General features: G+C 30.4%; 15 protein-coding genes. 3 read left to right on the plus strand and 12 right to left on the minus strand.

Annotated elements, in window-relative coordinates; all coding sequences use genetic code 11:
- Nucleotides 1–74: 74 nt before the first annotated feature.
- A complete protein-coding gene (locus tag MHL31_RS11370; protein WP_240226073.1) occupies nucleotides 75–872 on the minus strand; it encodes a sensor histidine kinase KdpD in 798 nt (265 codons plus the stop codon).
- A 195-nt stretch (nucleotides 873–1,067) separates the two neighbouring features.
- Between MHL31_RS11370 and panB the strand changes: the two genes are divergently transcribed.
- Together panB and MHL31_RS11380 are read left to right on the plus strand one after the other, a co-directional pair.
- A complete protein-coding gene (gene panB, locus MHL31_RS11375) occupies nucleotides 1,068–1,886 on the plus strand; it encodes a 3-methyl-2-oxobutanoate hydroxymethyltransferase (protein ID WP_240226074.1) in 819 nt (272 codons plus the stop codon).
- Nucleotides 1,887–1,888: 2 nt separating this feature from the next.
- The gene (locus MHL31_RS11380) at nucleotides 1,889–2,830 is read left to right on the plus strand and encodes a 2-hydroxyacid dehydrogenase (protein WP_240226075.1); all 942 of its coding nucleotides are present in this window, start codon (nucleotides 1,889–1,891) and stop codon (nucleotides 2,828–2,830) included.
- A gap of 169 nt (nucleotides 2,831–2,999) precedes the next feature.
- Here MHL31_RS11380 and MHL31_RS11385 read toward each other — a convergent pair whose 3' ends face one another.
- From MHL31_RS11385 to MHL31_RS11395, 3 genes are all read right to left on the minus strand, one after another.
- Nucleotides 3,000–3,869, minus strand: coding sequence for a BT1926 family outer membrane beta-barrel protein (locus tag MHL31_RS11385; RefSeq protein ID WP_240226076.1), 870 nt, complete (start codon nucleotides 3,867–3,869; stop codon nucleotides 3,000–3,002).
- 90 nt (nucleotides 3,870–3,959) lie between these two features.
- The gene (locus MHL31_RS11390; RefSeq protein WP_240226077.1) at nucleotides 3,960–6,722 is read right to left on the minus strand and encodes a hypothetical protein; all 2,763 of its coding nucleotides are present in this window, start codon (nucleotides 6,720–6,722) and stop codon (nucleotides 3,960–3,962) included.
- 661 nt (nucleotides 6,723–7,383) lie between these two features.
- The gene (locus MHL31_RS11395) at nucleotides 7,384–7,722 is read right to left on the minus strand and encodes a single-stranded DNA-binding protein (RefSeq protein ID WP_240226078.1); all 339 of its coding nucleotides are present in this window, start codon (nucleotides 7,720–7,722) and stop codon (nucleotides 7,384–7,386) included.
- 189 nt (nucleotides 7,723–7,911) lie between these two features.
- Between MHL31_RS11395 and MHL31_RS11400 the strand changes: the two genes are divergently transcribed.
- Nucleotides 7,912–8,262 (plus strand): hypothetical protein, encoded by a 351-nt coding sequence (locus MHL31_RS11400; RefSeq protein WP_240226079.1) that lies wholly within the window; start codon nucleotides 7,912–7,914, stop codon nucleotides 8,260–8,262.
- Nucleotides 8,263–8,365: 103 nt separating this feature from the next.
- Here MHL31_RS11400 and MHL31_RS11405 read toward each other — a convergent pair whose 3' ends face one another.
- The 8 genes from MHL31_RS11405 to MHL31_RS11440 all read right to left on the minus strand — a co-directional run bounded on the left by MHL31_RS11405 (nucleotide 8,366) and on the right by MHL31_RS11440 (nucleotide 18,808).
- Nucleotides 8,366–9,340, minus strand: coding sequence for a DUF4837 family protein (locus MHL31_RS11405; RefSeq protein ID WP_240226080.1), 975 nt, complete (start codon nucleotides 9,338–9,340; stop codon nucleotides 8,366–8,368).
- A 70-nt stretch (nucleotides 9,341–9,410) separates the two neighbouring features.
- Entirely contained in the window at nucleotides 9,411–10,970 is a 1,560-nt protein-coding gene (locus tag MHL31_RS11410) for a lytic transglycosylase domain-containing protein (protein WP_240226081.1), read from the minus strand.
- Nucleotides 10,971–10,977: 7 nt separating this feature from the next.
- On the minus strand, nucleotides 10,978–11,928 hold the full coding sequence (locus tag MHL31_RS11415) for an OmpA family protein (protein WP_240226082.1): 951 nt from the start codon (nucleotides 11,926–11,928) through the stop codon (nucleotides 10,978–10,980).
- A gap of 19 nt (nucleotides 11,929–11,947) precedes the next feature.
- A complete protein-coding gene (locus tag MHL31_RS11420; protein WP_240226083.1) occupies nucleotides 11,948–12,709 on the minus strand; it encodes an exodeoxyribonuclease III in 762 nt (253 codons plus the stop codon).
- Nucleotides 12,710–12,812: 103 nt separating this feature from the next.
- Nucleotides 12,813–14,630, minus strand: a complete 1,818-nt coding sequence (locus tag MHL31_RS11425; RefSeq protein ID WP_240226084.1) for an AMP-binding protein — start codon at nucleotides 14,628–14,630, stop codon at nucleotides 12,813–12,815.
- An 8-nt stretch (nucleotides 14,631–14,638) separates the two neighbouring features.
- Nucleotides 14,639–16,927, minus strand: coding sequence for a penicillin-binding protein 1A (locus MHL31_RS11430; protein ID WP_240226085.1), 2,289 nt, complete (start codon nucleotides 16,925–16,927; stop codon nucleotides 14,639–14,641).
- Nucleotides 16,927–17,430 carry a gliding motility lipoprotein GldH gene (locus MHL31_RS11435; RefSeq protein WP_240226086.1) on the minus strand — a complete coding sequence of 168 codons (504 nt, stop codon included), beginning with the start codon at nucleotides 17,428–17,430 and terminating at the stop codon, nucleotides 16,927–16,929. Before MHL31_RS11435 ends, MHL31_RS11430 begins: the two co-directional genes overlap by 1 nt.
- Nucleotides 17,405–18,808 (minus strand): regulatory iron-sulfur-containing complex subunit RicT, encoded by a 1,404-nt coding sequence (locus MHL31_RS11440; protein ID WP_240226087.1) that lies wholly within the window; start codon nucleotides 18,806–18,808, stop codon nucleotides 17,405–17,407. The genes MHL31_RS11435 and MHL31_RS11440 overlap by 26 nt, the downstream gene beginning before the upstream one ends.
- Nucleotides 18,809–18,889: the final 81 nt, after the last annotated feature.

The following is an 18,889-nucleotide window of genomic DNA, read 5'->3' on the forward strand; positions in this document are numbered from 1 at the left end:
CTTCCGAATATTTAAAGATACACAATTTTTATTTTTATTACTATATTTAAAAGAAGTGTAAATAAAATTACTGCTTAAACACTTTTCGGTAATGTTAATTTTACTGTAGTACCTTCATTTAAAATACTTTTTATTGAAAGTGTACCGTTGTGTTTTTTTATTATTTTTTGAGCTAGAGGAAGACCTAGACCTATACATTTTTTTCTTTCTAAATCGTATTTATCTACTGTAAAAAAATCTTTAAAAACATTATCTAAATTTTTTTCAGAAATACCAATACCTTTATCGGTTATTACGGTTTCAATACTTGTATTAGTTGTGGTTATAGCAATAGTAACGTTAGATTCTTTGTTTGAAAAACGCACAGCATTATCTATTATTTGTTTTAGAGCTAATGCAATTTTTTCATCATCTATTGTTATTTCAAATGCATTTTTTGCGGTTTCTTCAGTTAAAATTGTAATATTCCTTTGTGTATTGTTACTTATTTTATCTTTAGTTTCTTCAACCAAATCAGTATAAGTTGTTTTTTTGAAACTGTATACACAGTCGGGATTATTTATACCTTGAAAAATTGAAAAATTATTTAATAAATCAATCGCATATTTGGATGTGTCTTTTATAATATTTAGATGTTTTTCAAGTTTTTCTTGAGTATATACATCTAAATCTTCTAGCATCATTTCCGAAAAACAAAACGCATTACCAATTGGGTTTTTTAAATTATGTGTTAGTTTATTTAGTAATTGGTTATGCTTACTGTTGTTTGTTTCTAATAAACTTGTTTGTTTTTTTAACTTTAAACTTAAGTCAATAATTTTATCTTCAAGTTCTGTAATGTATGCTTCAGAATTTTTAGTGGGGTTTTTCAAATCAGTTAAATTTTTGCAAAATTAATTTTAATATATTTACTATCAAAGTTTTACCTTTAATTTTATCAATATCCGAACTATTACCTGTTAAAAGTACATTTTATTTAGTTTTTTTTATTAATACTACTGTTTAATCTTCATACTAATAATCTTAATTTTCATTACTTTTACCCTTTACTTAAAAATTGAACAAAAATGTCAACTGCAAAAAAAAGTTACAAAAAGATTACAACAAAATCATTAACTGATATGAAAAAAAATGGCGAGAAAATTGCCATGCTAACTGCTTACGATTATACTATGGCTAAAATTGTAGATAATGCAGGAATAGATATAATTTTAGTTGGTGATTCTGCTTCTAATGTAATGGCTGGTCATGAAACCACTTTGCCTATTACTTTAAATCAAATGATTTATCATGCTAGTTCTGTTGTTAGAGCAACTAACAGATCTCTTGTTGTTGTAGATTTACCTTTTGGTAGTTATCAAGGAAATTCTAAAAGTGCCTTAGATTCTGCCATAAGAATTATGAAAGAATCTGGAGGACATTCTGTTAAATTAGAAGGTGGTAGTGAAATTGCTGAATCTATTTCAAGAATTTTAACTGCAGGAATTCCTGTAATGGGACATCTTGGATTGACACCACAATCTATTTATAAGTTTGGAACTTTTACTGTTAGAGCAAAAGAAGAACAAGAAGCAGCTAAACTTTTAGAAGATGCTAAATTATTAGAACAATTAGGTTGTTTTGCATTGGTACTTGAAAAAATACCTGCAGCTTTAGCCGAAAAAGTAGCTAAAAGTATTTCTATTCCAGTAATTGGAATTGGAGCTGGAAATGGAGTTGATGGTCAAGTATTAGTTACTCATGATATGTTAGGAATGACCCAAGAATTTCATCCAAGATTTTTACGAAGATATTTAGATCTTTATGATGAAATGACTGGAGCTTTCCAAAGCTATATTTCAGATGTTAAAAGTAAAGACTTTCCAAACGATAAAGAACAGTATTAATTATGAAAATTCTTCATTTAGATACAAATCATCCATTATTGATTACTAAACTAAACGATTTAGGATGTCAAAATGTTGAAAATTATACTGCTTCTAAAACTGAGATAGAAGCAATAATTTCTGATTATGATGGTATTGTAATTAGAAGTAGATTTAAAATTGATAAAACTTTTATAGATGCTGCTACTAATTTAAAATTCATTGCTAGGGTAGGAGCAGGATTAGAAAGTATTGATGTTGAGTATGCTCATAAAAAGGGAATCCATTTAATTTCTGCACCTGAAGGTAACAGAAACGCTGTTGGAGAACAAGCGCTTGGTATGTTATTGGCTTTGTTTAATAATTTAAAAAAAGCCGATCTAGAAATAAGAAATGGAAAATGGTTACGAGAGGATAATAGAGGTATAGAATTAGAAGGTAAAACTATAGGTATTATTGGTTACGGTAATATGGGAAAAGCTTTTGCTAAAAAATTAAAAGGTTTTGATGTAGAGCTTATTTGTTATGATATTAAAGCTAATGTAGGAGATGATAATTGTACCCAAGTTCCGCTACAAGAGTTACAAGCAAAAGCGGACGTTTTAAGCTTACATACTCCATTTAACAAGCTATCGCATAAAATGGTAGATTTAGACTTTATAAATGCTTTTAAAAAGCCTTTTTACCTTATAAATACCGCTAGAGGTTCTGCTGTAGTAACAGATGATTTAGTAGAAGCATTAATTTGTAAAAAAGTTTTGGGTGCTTGTTTAGATGTACTAGAATACGAAAAATTATCTTTTGAAAATTTATTTGAAAATGATAACCTACCAGAAGCCTTTAATTATTTAATTAATGCTAATAATGTGTTATTAACACCGCATATTGCTGGTTGGACAGTTGAATCTAAAATTAAACTTGCACAAACCATAGTTGATAAGATTTACGAAACATTTATTAAATAACTTAAACAAGAGCCAAGTACTACACTAAGTTAAACTATACTATCTCTAAATTTAAGCTTTAAGTTACTTAATTTTTATATTACTAAAATAAACGCTTTTTATTAAATAACAAGCAAAAAAAAGGCTACCAAATTGGTAGCCTTTTTGTAATATAGTAATATCCCACAAGTTAAAATTTGAACCCAACTTTAAAGTTATATTGAGCAAACATTGAAAATGTACTATTTTCTACTTCTAAATTACTTAGTTCAGGAGCAGGAGACTTAACGCTAGTAGCGTAAGTATAAGATAATGGTTTTATTTCAAAACCAATAAATAATCCTTTTGCTACATAGTAATCTACACCAGCAATAGCTTGTGCACTATATGCAACAACTTCGTAATGACGAGACCCAGTATCAGGAATAGAAACATTTCCATTTGTATCAATAGAAGCTGGTGTAAACACAGACCCTCTTGCATAATCAAATGGTAAGTTTACCCCAACATAAGGAAATAATCTCTCATTTTTTGTTTTTAATAAAAATTCAGCACCAATAGAGAATTGCGCTTGAGTTTCCTCAGTTGCATCAACAGCACCATAATTTGGAATAATCCAATTACCAGTAGTAGGATCTTGTACTCCAGGTACATTAACTTGGAAAGGTGTATCTCTTAAAATAAGAGCACCACTCGCTTTTAATGCAATTTTATCACTCACATAATATCTAAATTCAGCACCAGTCATATTAGTAATGCTGTTTTCATTAGCGCTAACCTCTTTAACATAAAGTTGGCTACTATAAACAGTATTAGAACTAGATGAGGTTGGATTAGAAGCATTTGACCCAGGCACATACAAACTGTAATTTGCAAAATTACCTTGTCCAAATAACATTTGAGCTGTAAAATCTCCTTTTTTTGGAGCAAACCTTGGAGCGTCTTTACATTCTTTACACTCTTGTTTATCCCCTTTTTTGTGTGAATCTTTATCTTGAGCACTCATACCTACAACGGTAAACGTTGCCAGTAAGATGCTTAAAATTATTTTGTTTTTCATATTATTAAAGTTCTTTAAGATTCGACTAATTTGTTTAATAAAACTGGAGAGCGAACTCTCCAGTTTCAATATTTCTTAAAAAAACTTTAATTAGTTTAATAAAGCATTAATTCTAGCTAATAAACTAGCAGCAGCAGTTTCGTAACCTTCGATTTCTGTTTCTAAAAGAGATAATCTACGTTCGTATTCAGCTACCCAAGCTTCAGCTGTATCTTTATCAACAATTCCTGTTGCAACTAATCCTTTTTGGATTTCAATGTCTTCTTCTAATTCAGCTATATCTTCTTTAGATTGCTCAATATCTTCAGCAACGTCTTCCATAAAGTCAGCTACGTTTGTACCATCAGTTACAAAATCTCCACTTTGTACAAAAGCATAAGCATCAATTAAGTTTTCAAGGTCTTCAATTTGAATTGCTAAACTTACAAATTTTGCGTTAACAGCACTATAAGCTTCTACAGCATCTAAGTATTCAGCGTATAAAGGCAAGTTATATAAAATACCTGCTTCTTCATATCCCATATCTCCTTCGAAATCCCAAGCTGTAGTGTCAAATCCAAATTCAGCAAGTAATGCATCATATCTAGCTTGTAAATCAGCAATTGCTAAATCGTGAGCTGGTAATAAAGCATCTAATTCTTCTAATTCAGTTTCTAAATCATCAATTTTACCTTGGTTGTAAGCAACTGTACCTAAGGCATCTAATTTTTGTTTAGCAATTGACCAGTTAATTAAAGCGTTTTCAACTTCTTCAAATAATGTATTTGGATCACTGTCATTTAAATCATTACTATCAACTGAAGCATTAGATCCTAAAGCAATCCAATCAGCTGGGCTATCAAATTTATTAAATGTAGTTCCAATAGCAGTCATTGCTTCATTTACAGCGTTTTGAGCTTCATTTTCAGCTTCATTTGCAGCAGTAGCAGCGTCACCTAATTCAACAATATAAGCTTCAACAGCTAAAATATCAGAGGCATCTAAAGTTCCATCAGTAGGGAATTCATAACCTAAAGCAGCATAAGCTTTAACAACTTCTTCAAGAGCCTCATCTCTATCTTCAGTAACATCAGAAACACCATCAACTTCCATATCTAAATTAGCTTGCGCATTATAAGCAGCTTCTCTAGCATTTAATAATCTCCAGAAGTTTGGAGTTGAAGAATCATCTGCTTCAACGTTGAACCATTCACCAACCATAGTACCATCAATAACAGTAACAGCTGGGAAAGGAGCAGTTGTAACACCTGATACAGCTACAGAAGTAACTGTTTCATCAGCTGGAGTAAGAGGATCATCAACAACATCTTCACCTAATTGAACAGAAGCAAAAGCATCATAAGTAACAGTTCCAAAAGTAGGACCTGATAAACCATAAGAAACAACTTGAACCCAAGTTTCACCAGTAGTTGTTTGGTTTTCACCGGCAACACCATCATCACCAGCGTCAATAGTAAATCCATCAGGATCAGCAATCCAAGCAGCTTGTGCAGCAACCTCTTCAGCTAATGCATCAGCTAATGCAGCCTCTAAGTCAGCAATAGGTGTACCAGGAACATAAGTAGCAAGAGCATTTTCAGCACTAGTATAAGCATATTCTAAATCTACAACATAAGGAACCCCTGGATATTGAGGAGTGTAATAATAATTTGCTTGTGATAAAGCGTAATCAGCAATTTCTTCATCAATAGCAGCGTTAAACCACTCATCGTATAAAGTTACAGCAGGATCAATTTTATCATCATCATAAGCTGGCCATACGAAAGGATCTCCAAAAGTATCTTCTTGAGTTCCTAAAGCATCTTGAGCAGCTTCTAAATCAGTAATAGTTCCAGTGTAAGCAGTTACAGCATCAGTAACAGCTTGTTCAGCATTTGGAATTTTAACATCAATAATATTTTGGTATGTTGCAATAGATGCAGTATCAGCAGCCATTTGGTCTGTATGTGCTTTTTTAGCAGCAATAGCAGCTTTTAAAAGATCTTCAGCATCAATTACTTCATTATACTCAGCTGTAGAAGCTTCCCAAGCTTCACGAGCTTGATCTTTAGCATTTATAGCTTCAGCATGCTCAATTACAACAGCATCATATTGCTCTTTTAAAACAGCAATTTGAGCCTCTAAATCTGTAATAGCTTGTGCAGGAGCTCCAGCATCAGCTTCAGTAATAGCTTCTAAGGCAGCTAAGTTAGCTTCTTCAGCTACTAATTTACCTTCTAATTCAGCTAATTCAGCTTCTAACATTGCTTGGTAATAAGCCCTAGAAACCATATCAACAGGGTTATTAATTGCAACCAACATTAATTCTTTTACAGCAAGATCATGTTCAGCTTCGATTTTGTCTTCATACAATTCTTGAAGTTCAGCAGTTACAGTTGCATAATCACCATAGTAACCTAAAATAAGTGCATCTTTAGCAGCTGCTACAGCTTCACCTAAATTAACCATTGCAACTTCATACTCGCTTTGTGCAGCTTGCAATAAATTCATTTGTGTTTGTAATGCTACTTCTAATTTAGCTTCTTCTTCAGCTAAGAAAATAACATTTTTTTGTGCTTGAAGCGCATTTGCTTCAACTTGAGCTTCGTTTTGAAGCAATTGGTTTTCTGTCATAGCATCAATCCCAGCAGCTCTTGCTGTTTCAACTGCAGCTAACGCATCTTGGTAGGCAGCTTCTGCTACAACTTTTTGAGCATCTGCTTCTTTTAATGCAGCTTGTGCTTTAAGGAATTCTGCTTGCGCCAAGTATACTTGGTCTACAGCGTCAGAAACTCCGTCATCAATACATGATGTGAAGTTAAAACTTAGTAAAGTAGCAAATAATACTACCGACAATTTTTTTAAATTTTTCATTTTGTAACTTTTTAATTAATATTCTTTAAAATTTAAATAGGTTAATAAACTTGTGTTATTACAATTAGTTAACAAAACTACATAATTTTTTTTATTATGCAATAATTGAATTGCTAAAACTAATTTTTTTTTAGCATCCTATAACTTTAATTGTTGTTTTAAGTGTTTAATATGTTAATATACAATATATTACACTAGTTTAAGTTTGGTAATTAATGTGTTTTTCTTAATATTATGGAGCTTTAAAATTGATGATATTTCATGTTTTTTAGCTTTTTTTTGAGATAAAATAAGTGTTTTTACTGCTATAACAAGCAAATTCTTACTTTTTTAAGCTTTTTTTTAACCCGAAAAATGTTTTTTGCTTGTTAAAAAAGCACAGCTAATTGTTAATTCTATTTTGTTGCTAATATAGCTGCTGTAATTGTAACTACTGTTAAACACCTTATAATTATTTAAGTTATTATTATAGATTCTAGCTGTTAAATTTCTTTCATTAATAATTTCTTTTTTTGGTTTACGTACTACATTTCTTATTGTGCAGTGTTATTTATTATTAGTTGTGTTTTTACAATTATTAAAAGCTGCTAAAATTTAAATTAATAACAACACAAAAAGAGTATCAAATCGATACTCTTTTTTATTTTTATAACTATTTTTTCTACTGTTTATTTCCTAACATTAAAAGTTCATTAACAAGCACTTCTGTTATATATTTTTTAGTACCTTCTTTGTCCTCGTAGTTTCGTGTGGTTAGTTTACCTTCAATGGCAACTTCTTTTCCTTTTTCTAAATATTTTTCTACAATTTCGGCTGTTTTTCCCCAAGCAACTAAATTATGCCATTGTGTTTCTGTAACTTTTTCGCCCTGAGCATTTTTAAAGCTTTCGTTGGTAGCAAGAGAAAACTTTGCTAATTTTTTACCAGAGTCTAATGAAATAATTTCTGGGTTGTTTCCTAAATTTCCAATTAACTGTACTTTGTTTCTTAACGTACTCATAAGATAAGTTTTTATACGTTGAATATCATTTGGTCAACTCAACGGTGCAAATATTTAAAACCAATCTATTTTTATTCGGTTGTTATATAGTTACTTTCGGATGTAAATGTTTGTAGTCGTTTGTGAACGGATAATTTTTAGTATATTGGTGTTTGAAAAAAGGTACAAAGTGCTATAAAAGTTTAAGTTATGGAAAAGAAAACTTGTTTAGAATGTAAAGAACCAATCCACGGAAGGATTGATAAAAAATTCTGTTCGGATTATTGTAGAAATTCTTACAATAATAGAGTAAATAAGGATAGTAAAAATTTAATTAGAAACGTAAATAATAGGCTTCGTAAAAATTACAAATTGCTTTGTGAGTTAAATAGTTCGGGGAAAACCAAGGTATCTAGAACCAAATTATTAGATGGTAACTTTGATTTTAATTTTTTTACTTCAATTTATACTACCAAAACAGGAAATACCTATTATTATATATACAATCAAGGTTATCTTGCTTTAGAAAACGATTATTATCTTTTAATTAAAAAAGAATAAGTATTATTTAATACTAGTATATAAAAAAATTACCTACAGTAATAGTTTATATTAACACTACCGTAGGTAAATTTTTAGGTTTATTGTATAGGATTGTAATTGATTAATTTATTTTTAAAGTTTTTAAAATACCTTCTAATTCAAACATATAATCGCGTTTGTTAATAGAAGGGGCAAATGTTAAACCTTCAACAACAACCAATCTGTTATTTGGTTTATCTACAACGGTATAGCTTAAAAACGGACCTGCCATATATACATTTTTAACTTCCCATTTTCCACGAGTTTCAAAAGCTTTTTTTCCATCTACTTCTACTTCAAATATATGAGGAGAGTAGGCTTCTTCAGTCATCATATACGAATCATCAATTTGACCAGGAATGTTCTTTTTTCCAAAGGCATTGCGTATTGCTACAATATTGTTACCATTTTCATCATCTTTAGAAGTAATAGGAACCGTGTAAGCCATTAATTCCATACTATTATCTCCGTTTAAATGATAGCGGTACCATACAAATTCTCCGTTGTCTTCAACTTTTCTGTATTTTTTTGGAATTTTAAGAGAAAATCCTTGTTTTGTAAATGTTTCAATTTGAGTTGGATCCCAAAAGTTTTTTAAAATATTTTTTTGAACAGAAATTATATCAGCATCTTTATAAATCTTGACAATTTTTTCACTATTTTTTTGAATTTCAGCAATTAAAGCTTCTTTATTTTCTCCAATAATAGTAATTATTTGTTGAGGAGCTGCATATACATTTGAACTTACAGAAAAAGAAGTTTCTTCTCCAATACCAACATTTAATACATTTCTGGTGGCTCTAAACATACTAGAAAAACTGTCTGGTGGTACTTGTGTTACCTCAAATTGAGATTCTGGTTGTGGTAAACCCAATACAGGTTCTGCAATAATTTTACGAAGTTCGTCACCTAATTGACCTTGCCATTCGCTATTTTTCATAACTACTAATAAGTGATTAATTCTTCCATTTGCTTCTTTTAATGTTTTTTTGGATTCACCTGATCCACAAGAAATAAATAAAGCAGTAATTACAAGTACTAAGCTAATTTTTTTCATTTTTAAAAGTTTGTTTTATTATTTTGGTTGCTATTTAACTATCTAAGTTTAAATAATCCTGAAAATCAAATCAAATTTTAAAAATTTTTAATTTGGTTCCTGGCTTCAAACTTTTTACACTCCAAATATTGTTCCAATCTTTAATATTTTGAACAGAAACATTCGAATATTTTTGAGCTATTAACCATAACGAATCTCCGGATTGTACGGTGTAAATTTCATGCGGCCCTATTGGTAATGGTTTTTTAGTTGTTTTTTGGGGTTTAGAATTTGTAACAGTATTTACTCTTTTAGGATAAATTGTTAAGCGTTGTCCAATTTTTAAACGTGTTGAACGCATATTATTCCATCGTTTAATATTGCTTACAGAAACACCAAATTTTTCTGAAATTTTGCCTAAATAATCACCACTTTTAACTCTATAAGTAGTTCTTGAATTTTCTTCTACATATTGTGGTAATGGTTTTTCTCGTTTGGCATCTTCAACATCGGCAAAAGCATAGATTTCTTTTTCGTTACTTAAAAATTTACCGATGTCTTTTACGGGCAATGTAAGTGTGTAATTTCTGTCTTTTACATAAGGAATAATGTCTAGCTTATATTGTGGGTTTAAAAATTGAAGCACTTCAATATCAACATTTATAGTTTCGTAAAGTTGTTCAAAAGTTAATTGTCTTTTTATTTGAACAGTATCGGTTTCAAAATATGCAAGTGTACTTTCTTTAGCTTTTATATTGTGTTCGTTAGCATATTCGAAAATATACAAAGTAGCATAAAAAGCAGGTACGTAATTAGCCGTTTCACGTGGTAAATTATGTCTAATATTCCAATAATTAGTATTTCCTCCAGAACGTCTAATTGCTTTGCTAACATTTCCAGGACCCGAATTGTAGGCGGCTAAAGCTAAATCCCAATCGCCAAAAATTTTATATAAACTGGCTAAAAATTTACAAGCAGCTTCTGTTGCTTTATAAGGGTCTGAGCGTTCATCTACATAAGAGCTTACATTTAAATTAAATTGTTTTCCGGTTTGGTACATAAATTGCCATAAACCAGTTGCCCCAACTCTAGAACGTGCTCTTGGTCTTAAAGCAGATTCTACAATTGCTAAATATTTCATTTCTAAAGGAATATCGTAATTATCTAGTTGCTCTTCAAACAAAGGGAAATAGAAACGTGCACGCTCCATTAAAGTAGAAAAAGATGATTTTCTTCTTTTTAAATAAGTTTTAATTATTTGTTCTAATTCTGGATTGTATTCTATATGAAAAGGTGTTTTACTATCTAATAAAGCTAATCTTTCTTTTAGTAATTCGGTAGGTAATTCTTCTAATTCAGTTATTAAAATTTCATCATCTTTTAACACATACTGTATGGTATCATACAAAGGAGATTTTATTAATTCGTGTAACCATAAACTATCTATTAATGTAGCTTCTACGTGTTCTTTAAACCCTAAAGTGTCTGTATTTTTTAACAATAATGTGTCTCCATTAGAAAATAATACTTTAGAATCTTCAAAAGATTGAAGCTTTATAGTATCTGGTTCTAACTTTATTGTGTCGGATTTTATTTGAGAAAATCCGACACTAAAATAAAGTAGTAATGCAATATTTAATAGCTGCTTCATTAGGTTTTTATTCCTTTAATAGTTTAGAGATTTCATCTAAATTAGGAGCTAAAATAATTTCAATTCTTCGGTTTTTAGCTTTTCCTTCAGCAGTAGTATTATCGCTAATTGGTACAAATTCGCTTCTACCTGCAGCTGTAATTTGTGTTGGATCTACGCCTTTGTTTTTTAATATTCTAACAATTGCAGTTGCTCTCTTTACAGATAAATCCCAATTGTCTATTAGAGTTGTGCCTTTGTAAGGTACGTTATCTGTATGTCCTTCAATAAGCACATTTATATCTGGATTTTGAGATAAAACACTTGCCAACTGTTCTACGGCATTTTTACCTTCTGTACCAACAGCCCAACTTCCAGAGCTAAATAATAATTTATTTTCCATAGAAACGTAGATTTTTCCGTTTTTATGAACCACCGTTAAACCATTTCCTTCAAAATTGTGTAATGCACTTGAAATTGCATTTTTTAATTGTTGCATTTGAGCTTCTTTAGCATCTATTAAAGCTTGCAATTCATCAATTTCTTGAGAGCGTTTGTCTAACTCTTTTTGCAAGTTTTCTAAGCGTTCACTTTCTAAAAATAATTTGCGTTCTTTTTCTTCTAATTGCACTAATAAATCTTGATTTGTTTTAGATTGTTCTGCTAGTTTTTGTGAACTTTGAGTTGCTAATGCAGCATACGATTCGTCTAAATTTTTATATTTATTTTGAAGTGAAGCGTATTCATTATCCAATGATTTTTTTTCATTTTTTAATGTTTCATATTCATCTTTAAGTGTTGCTAATTCTGCTTCCAAACCTTGTTTAGCAGTTAATAAAGCATCTTTTTCTTTAATTAATTCTGAATTAGAAGTTCTTAATTTATTAAATTTTGTTTCTAATTCTTGATATACTTTTTTTGAAACACATCCATTTAATGTGAATGTTATAACCAATAAAATTGCTACTTTTTTTAACATTATCTTATTTTTTTAATTTTTATGATTCTATTTCTACTACAATTGGGCAATGATCTGAATGTTTTGCTTCAGGTAAAATGTATGACCTTTTAATACGGTCTTTTAAAGGAGCGCTTACCATATGATAATCTATACGCCAACCCTTATTGTTATTTCTGGCGTTTGCTCTGTAACTCCACCACGAATAATGATTCGGTTCTTTGTTTAAATAACGGAAAGAATCTATAAATCCACTATCAATAAAATTACCTATCCATTCACGTTCAACAGGTAAAAACCCTGAAACACCTTTCATTTTTGGATTGTGAATGTCAATTTCTTCGTGACAAATATTATAATCTCCACAAATAATTAAGTTTGGAATTTCTTTTTTTAGGTTATTTACATATTCTTGAAATTCGGCCATGTAATTTAATTTAAAGTCTAAACGAGCATCATTAGTTCCAGAAGGTAAGTATAAACTCATTACAGAAAAATCATCAAAATCTATGCGTAAATTTCTACCTTCTACATCCATAGATTCAATACCTGTTCCATATTCTACATGGTTTGGTTTATGTTTCGATAAAATTGCAACACTACTATATCCTTTTTTTTCTGCTGAAAACCAATAATGATAGGGATAACCTGCTTTTTCAAACAATTCTAAATCTAATTGTTCTTTATGTGCTTTAGTTTCTTGAATACAAAGCACATCTGGATTTGCAGCTTCTAACCATTCAATAAGTCCTTTTTTTAAGGCAGCTCTAATGCCATTTACGTTATATGATATTATTTTCATTATTTTAATTTTCTATAAACTTTTTTAATCTTGTCATTCCTGTGAAAACAGGAATCCATACAGTATGAAAATGGATTCCTGCCTGCGCAGGAATGACAAACATTTATTTTTTTAAATATAGTTCTCTTAATTTTCTCCGCATTATTTTATTTGATGCCGTTCTAGGTAATATAGTAATTTTTACTAAATCTGTTAATTTAAATAATGGATTTAATTGTTTTTTAATACAATTTTTAGCTAGTTGAAAACGCTCATTAGTATTAATTTTCGAAGAACTTTCAACATAATAAACAACTAATTTACTTAAACCGCCATTTTTTGGAGCTACTGCAATTGCAGCAGATTCTTTTATAAAATCTAATTTATTTACTACGGCTTCAATTTGAACAGAACTTACTTTTATTCCTCCTAAATTCATTGCATCATCTACTCTTCCAAGCATTTTATAATAACCGTTTTCTAATTGTTCTAATTGATCGCCATGCCTACGTAACAATTTACCGTTATATTTTGGTGTATTTTTATAATACACGTTATAATGATTACTATTAAGTAACGTAGTTGATAGCCCCATTATTGGAGGAATTAGAAATAATTCTCCTTTTTTAGCTTTGTTATTGTCGGTATTTAATAAAATAAACTCGCCACCTAATGCCTGGCTAGAAAATGTACTTGCAATATTTGGTTGAATTACTGTACTTGTTACATAACCACCTCCAATTTCTGTACCTCCGCAATACTCTATAACAGGTTTATTATTTGCTAATTGCATTAGGTATGTCATTTCAATTGGATTAGATATTTCGCCAGTTGAGCTAAAACATTGTATTTTATTCCAATTAAATTGTTCCATACACTTAGAACTTTTCCAATATTTTACAAAACTTGGAATTACACCTAACATGGTAACATTTGCATTTTGCACAAATTCACCAAAATTAGCATCGGTTGGTGTTCCATAATACAATGCTATTGTAGCTTTATTTATTAATGAAGCAAAAACGAGCCAAGGTCCCATCATCCAACCTAAATTTGTTGGCCAACATACCACATCATTTTTATGAATATTTTGATGGTAAAATGCATCACTAGCACATTTTATAGGCGTTGTGTGTGTCCACGGAATTGCTTTTGGAGCTCCTGTAGTTCCAGATGAAAATAGAATTGTAATAATATCTTCAGGTTTTTGAATTACAGTTTTAAATGTTGTTTTTGAACTTAAAAAAGCACTCCAAAAAACATCATTTTTTCTTAAAGAAACATCGTTTTTTAATGTTGGTACAACAACTGTTTTTGGAGCATTTGCTTCTACTACTTTTTGATAAAGTTGTATTTCTTTTTCACCTTTTTTTAAGATGTCTTGTGTAAAAATTACTTTAGGCGAAGTTATTTTTAAGCGAACTGCAATTTCATTAGGTGTAAAGCTATCTGCAATAGTAACTATTGGCATTCCAGCCTTAATACCTGCTAAATAAATGGCAACAGCCTCTAAGGTCATTGGCATATTAATAGCAATTTTATCGCCTGTTTTTAAACCTAAATCTAACAATCCGTTAGCTATTTGGTTTACTAAATTTAAGAGTGCTTTTTGTGAAACTTTTTGTGCTTTTTCACCTTCTTTTTGAAAAATTAATACTGTGGCATTATCCTCGTTCTGAAAACATGAATCAACAATATTGAGCGTAGCATCTTTTAACCAAGCTGCATTTTCTACACCTTTAGAAACATCTAAAATTGCAGTATAATTTTGCGCTAATTTAATTTTTAAATTTTCTACTGTTGCTTCCCAAAAAGCTGCTTTATTTGTTACAGACCACTTCCAAAAATCTTGGTAATTATCAAAACCATAATGTAGCATCATCTTATAAATGTTGCTACTTTCAATTATGTCTTTTGAAGGTTTCCAAGCGGTTTTGTTCATAGTTATATTTAAAATTCAGGATCTTCATCTATAGAATCAGCTTCGTTTAGTTCTGTATCTTCAGATTTTGAGCAATCAATTTCAATACTTAAATCTTCAGGTTTATCAAAAGCTTCCATGCTCACATTTAATTTTGGATCGGCATATAATTTTTTATAGTACAAAGCCCAAATTGGAAGTGCCATAGTTGCACCTTGACCAAATGTAATACCTGCAAAATGCGTTGCTCTATCTTCACCTCCAACCCAAACTCCAGTTGCTAAATTTGGTACAATTCCCATAAACCAACCATCGGATTGATTTTGAGTTGTTCCAGTTTTACCTGCAATTGGATTGGTAAATTGATATGGATACCCTGTTGAAACATCTTGTGGATATTTTCCCCATCTACTACGTAAACGAATCCCTGAACCCGATTGCGTTACACCTTCTAATAGATTAATAATTACATAAGCAGACTCTTCACTTAAAACCTCTTTTGAATCTGGTGTAAATTGTTCTAAAACTGTACCGTTTTTGTCTTCAATTTTTAGAATCATCATAGGTTCTACACGTAGTCCTTTATTTGCAAAAGTTGCATAGGCACCAACCATTTCATATAACGATAAATCTACAGAGCCCAATGCAATTGATGGAACTTCTGGTATTTCTGAAGTTATTCCGGCTCTATGTGCTAAACTTGCCACATTTTTTGGATGTACCATATCAATTAGTTTAGCAGTAACTACATTTACAGAACCTGCTAAAGCTTCTTTTAGAGTTAATTCTCCACCATAATCATCACTTGCATTTTCAGGTGTCCAATCTAGAGGCATTCCATATTTTTCTTTAGGAATTGTATACAATGTATTTGGAAATTTTGTACAAGGAGATAGGTTTAACTGATTGATAGCTGTTGCGTATACAAATGGTTTAAAAGTTGAACCAACCTGACGTTTTTGTTGTTTTACAGCATCGAACTGAAAGTGTTTGTAATTAACACCACCAACCCATGCTTTTACATGTCCAGATTGTGGTTCTATAGATAATAAACCAGATCTTAAAAATTGTTTGTAATATAAAATAGAATCTTTTGGCGACATAATAGTGTCTATATCTCCTTTCCAAGAGAATACTTTCATTTCTGTTTTTTTATCAAAAGATGCTTTTATTTCTTTTTCAGAAGCGCCATTATTTTTCATTTTTCTCCAACGCTCAGAGCGTTTCATTGCTTGACTTATGGTAGTTGCAATTTGGGTTTTATCAATGTCGTAAAAAGGTGCTGTTTTATTTCGTTTTTGTTCTTTATCAAACACGCGTTGTAAATTAGACATATGTTCTGCCATTGCATCTTCGGCATGTTGTTGCATACGCGAGTCTAGTGTTACATAAATTTTTAATCCGTCTCTATGTAAATTGTAATCTGTGCCATCTGGTTTTGGATTGTTTTTAATCCAAGTTTTCATAAAATCGCGTAAATATTCTCTAAAATACGTAGCATTTCCATCGCTATGGCTTTCTCTATTTACGTTTAATTCTAAGCCTTTTTGTTGTAAAGAATCTTTTAATTTTTCTGAAATAAAATTATTTCGATGCATTTGGCTTAAGACAACATTTCTTCGATTTAATACTAACTCTTCTCTTCTTAAAGGATTGTAATATGAAGAGTTTTTAAGCATTCCAACTAGCATTGCAGATTCAGACACTGTTAAATCTATTGGTTCTTTACCAAAATAAATACGTGAAGCAGATCTAATACCAACTGCTTGGTTAAGAAAATCGTATTTATTTAGGTACATTGTTAAAATTTCTTGTTTTGTGTATTGGCGCTCTAAACGAACGGCAACAACATATTCTTGAAATTTTTGCATTAATCTTTGAGCAATATTTTTAGAGCCCTCTCCATGCACTAATAGTTTTGCAAATTGCTGAGTTATTGTACTTCCTCCACCATCTTTACCAAGTTTTGCAATTGCGCGAGCAGTGGCTTTAAAATCTACACCAGAATGCTCGTAAAAACGTTCATCTTCTGTAGCAACTAAAGCTTTTATTAAGCTTTTTGGTAAGTCTTTATACTTTACGGGGGTTCTATTTTCTTTATAATATTTCCCTAAGGTTTTTCCATCAATTGAAATAACTTCAGTAGCTAAATTATGTTCTGGATTTTCTAATTCTTCAAATGTTGGAAGTTTTCCATAAAAACCCCAAGAAGCAAATAAAAATAGTAATACTACCATAGCAGTACCACCTATTATGATGATCCAAAACCATTTAATATATTTTGAAAAATCAGTGTTAACAGTTTCTTTTTTTGTCATTATTCAATTACTTTTTCTATACTTAAACCTACATCTGTAATTCCATTTAATGGAAGTTCACCATTAATATCGTCTATGCTTCTAGTAGCATGTTTGATATTAAATTTATACGCTCCTTTTTCTGAAAACAATACATTTTCTTTATAAAAAAGTTTATTTTCTTTTAATTCTGTAAACCCGGATCCTAGCCAATTTCCTTCAAGATCTGTCATTTCATATTCCAAAGTATCAGTTACTTGAAATCCGCTTGGAAATTCAATTTTTGCGATTAAAAACAATGAACTAAATTCATAATCTTTATTGTTTCTAATATTTATAAACACATTTTTTTTTGAAATAGTATCTGTATTGTTCACAATAAATTCTATACTATTTTCTGAAAACCATTGATGCTTATCAATAGATTTATAACTGCTATAATCTATTGCACTAGTACACGATACTAAAAATAGTATGCATAGTAGTGTAACTAAATAATTATTCTTTGTTAGTATTGTTTGCACTTTTTTTAGGAGGTCTTCTTTTTTTATTTCTATTGGGTTTATTTCTTTGCTGATTTGTTTTGTTTGCATTATTTTCAGCTGGTTTTACAGTTTTCTTTTGCTGATTTGGATGTTGTTTTTTAGTTCTTGCAGCTTTGGGCTTTTGATTTGGTTTAGGTTTTTGGTTTGAGTTTTGAGTTCCAGCAGTTTTGGTTTGTTGGTTTGGGTTTTTAGATTTTGGATTTTGACCTTTGTTTCTAGAATTTTGTGTTTTTCGTTTTTTGTTTCTACGTTTTTTAGTTCTTTTAGGAGCATCAAAACGAGTTAAACTATCTTGTCCAACAACATTTTCAAAATCAGCTTTTATTTCTTCAATTAAATCTTCTTCATAATCTTCAAGCGATGTAGCCTTTTCTTGATTTTTGTTTAAAGCTATAATTTCATTAACCTGTTCTAGAGTTAATTTAAACCATTTACTTCTATTTTCAATATACGTATACCAAAGCAAGCCTTTAAAAATATCCATTTTCACAAAACTTGCATTTCCTTTTTCAGTTCTTAAAATAGTATCTTGTTTTGGGAAACCTTTTAAAGCATCTAAATACGTATCTAATTCGTAATTTAAACAACATTTTAATTTACCACATTGTCCTGCTAGTTTTTGTGGATTTAAAGAAAGTTGTTGGTAACGTGCAGCGGTTGTATTTACTTTACGTAGATCGGTTAACCAAGTAGAACAACATAGTTCTCTACCACAAGATCCTACACCACCTAAACGTGCTGCTTCTTGACGCAAACCAACTTGTTTCATTTCAATACGAATGTTAAATGCACTCGCTAAATCTCTAATTAACTGTCTAAAATCTACACGTTCATCTGCAGTATAATAAAAGGTAGCTTTGTTTCCATCTCCTTGATATTCAACATCTGACAGCTTCATTTTTAATCCTAATCTGCCTAGAATTTCACGACCTTTGTATTGAGTATCGTATTCTTTTGCACGTGCTGCTTGCCAAATATCAATATCTTTTTGGGTAGCTTTACGGTATATTTTTTTAATATCTTCACTATCTATAGATACTCCTTTCTTTTTCATTTGAACTTTTACAAGTTCTCCACTTAAAGAAACTGTACCAATATCGTGTCCTGGATTCCCTTCAACTGCAATTATATCTCCAATTGAAATTTGTAATTTATCTTGATTTCTATAAAAATGTTTACGTCCATTTTTAAATCGTACTTCTACAATATTAAATGCTTCTTGACCAGAAGGAAGTGCCATATTAGATAGCCAGTCGAAAACTGAAAGCTTTTCACAGCCTCCAGAACTACAACTTCCGTTACTTTTACATCCTTTCGGTACACTATTTATATCTGAAGAGCAATTATTACAGCTCATATATTCTTTTTTATTTATAAGTTAAGTAAAATTGAAATCCAATTCTACAATCTTCACTAATTTGTAAAGATAAATTAAAAA

The sequence above is a fragment of the Lutibacter sp. A80 genome (genome assembly GCF_022429645.1).
Classification (GTDB): Bacteria; Bacteroidota; Bacteroidia; order Flavobacteriales; family Flavobacteriaceae; genus Lutibacter.

Bases quoted from the DNA above. Each gene is read 5' to 3' on its own strand.
- panB (WP_240226074.1), top strand. From the start codon at position 1,068: ATGTCAACTGCAAAAAAAAGTTACAAAAAGATTACAACAAAATCATTA.
- MHL31_RS11380 (WP_240226075.1), top strand. From the start codon at position 1,889: ATGAAAATTCTTCATTTAGATACAAATCATCCATTATTGATTACTAAA.
- MHL31_RS11385 (WP_240226076.1), bottom strand. From the start codon at position 3,869: ATGAAAAACAAAATAATTTTAAGCATCTTACTGGCAACGTTTACCGTT.
- MHL31_RS11390 (WP_240226077.1), bottom strand. From the start codon at position 6,722: ATGAAAAATTTAAAAAAATTGTCGGTAGTATTATTTGCTACTTTACTA.
- MHL31_RS11395 (WP_240226078.1), bottom strand. From the start codon at position 7,722: ATGAGTACGTTAAGAAACAAAGTACAGTTAATTGGAAATTTAGGAAAC.
- MHL31_RS11400 (WP_240226079.1), top strand. From the start codon at position 7,912: ATGGAAAAGAAAACTTGTTTAGAATGTAAAGAACCAATCCACGGAAGG.
- MHL31_RS11405 (WP_240226080.1), bottom strand. From the start codon at position 9,340: ATGAAAAAAATTAGCTTAGTACTTGTAATTACTGCTTTATTTATTTCT.
- MHL31_RS11410 (WP_240226081.1), bottom strand. From the start codon at position 10,970: ATGAAGCAGCTATTAAATATTGCATTACTACTTTATTTTAGTGTCGGA.
- MHL31_RS11415 (WP_240226082.1), bottom strand. From the start codon at position 11,928: ATGTTAAAAAAAGTAGCAATTTTATTGGTTATAACATTCACATTAAAT.
- MHL31_RS11420 (WP_240226083.1), bottom strand. From the start codon at position 12,709: ATGAAAATAATATCATATAACGTAAATGGCATTAGAGCTGCCTTAAAA.
- MHL31_RS11425 (WP_240226084.1), bottom strand. From the start codon at position 14,630: ATGAACAAAACCGCTTGGAAACCTTCAAAAGACATAATTGAAAGTAGC.
- MHL31_RS11430 (WP_240226085.1), bottom strand. From the start codon at position 16,927: ATGACAAAAAAAGAAACTGTTAACACTGATTTTTCAAAATATATTAAA.
- MHL31_RS11440 (WP_240226087.1), bottom strand. From the start codon at position 18,808: ATGAGCTGTAATAATTGCTCTTCAGATATAAATAGTGTACCGAAAGGA.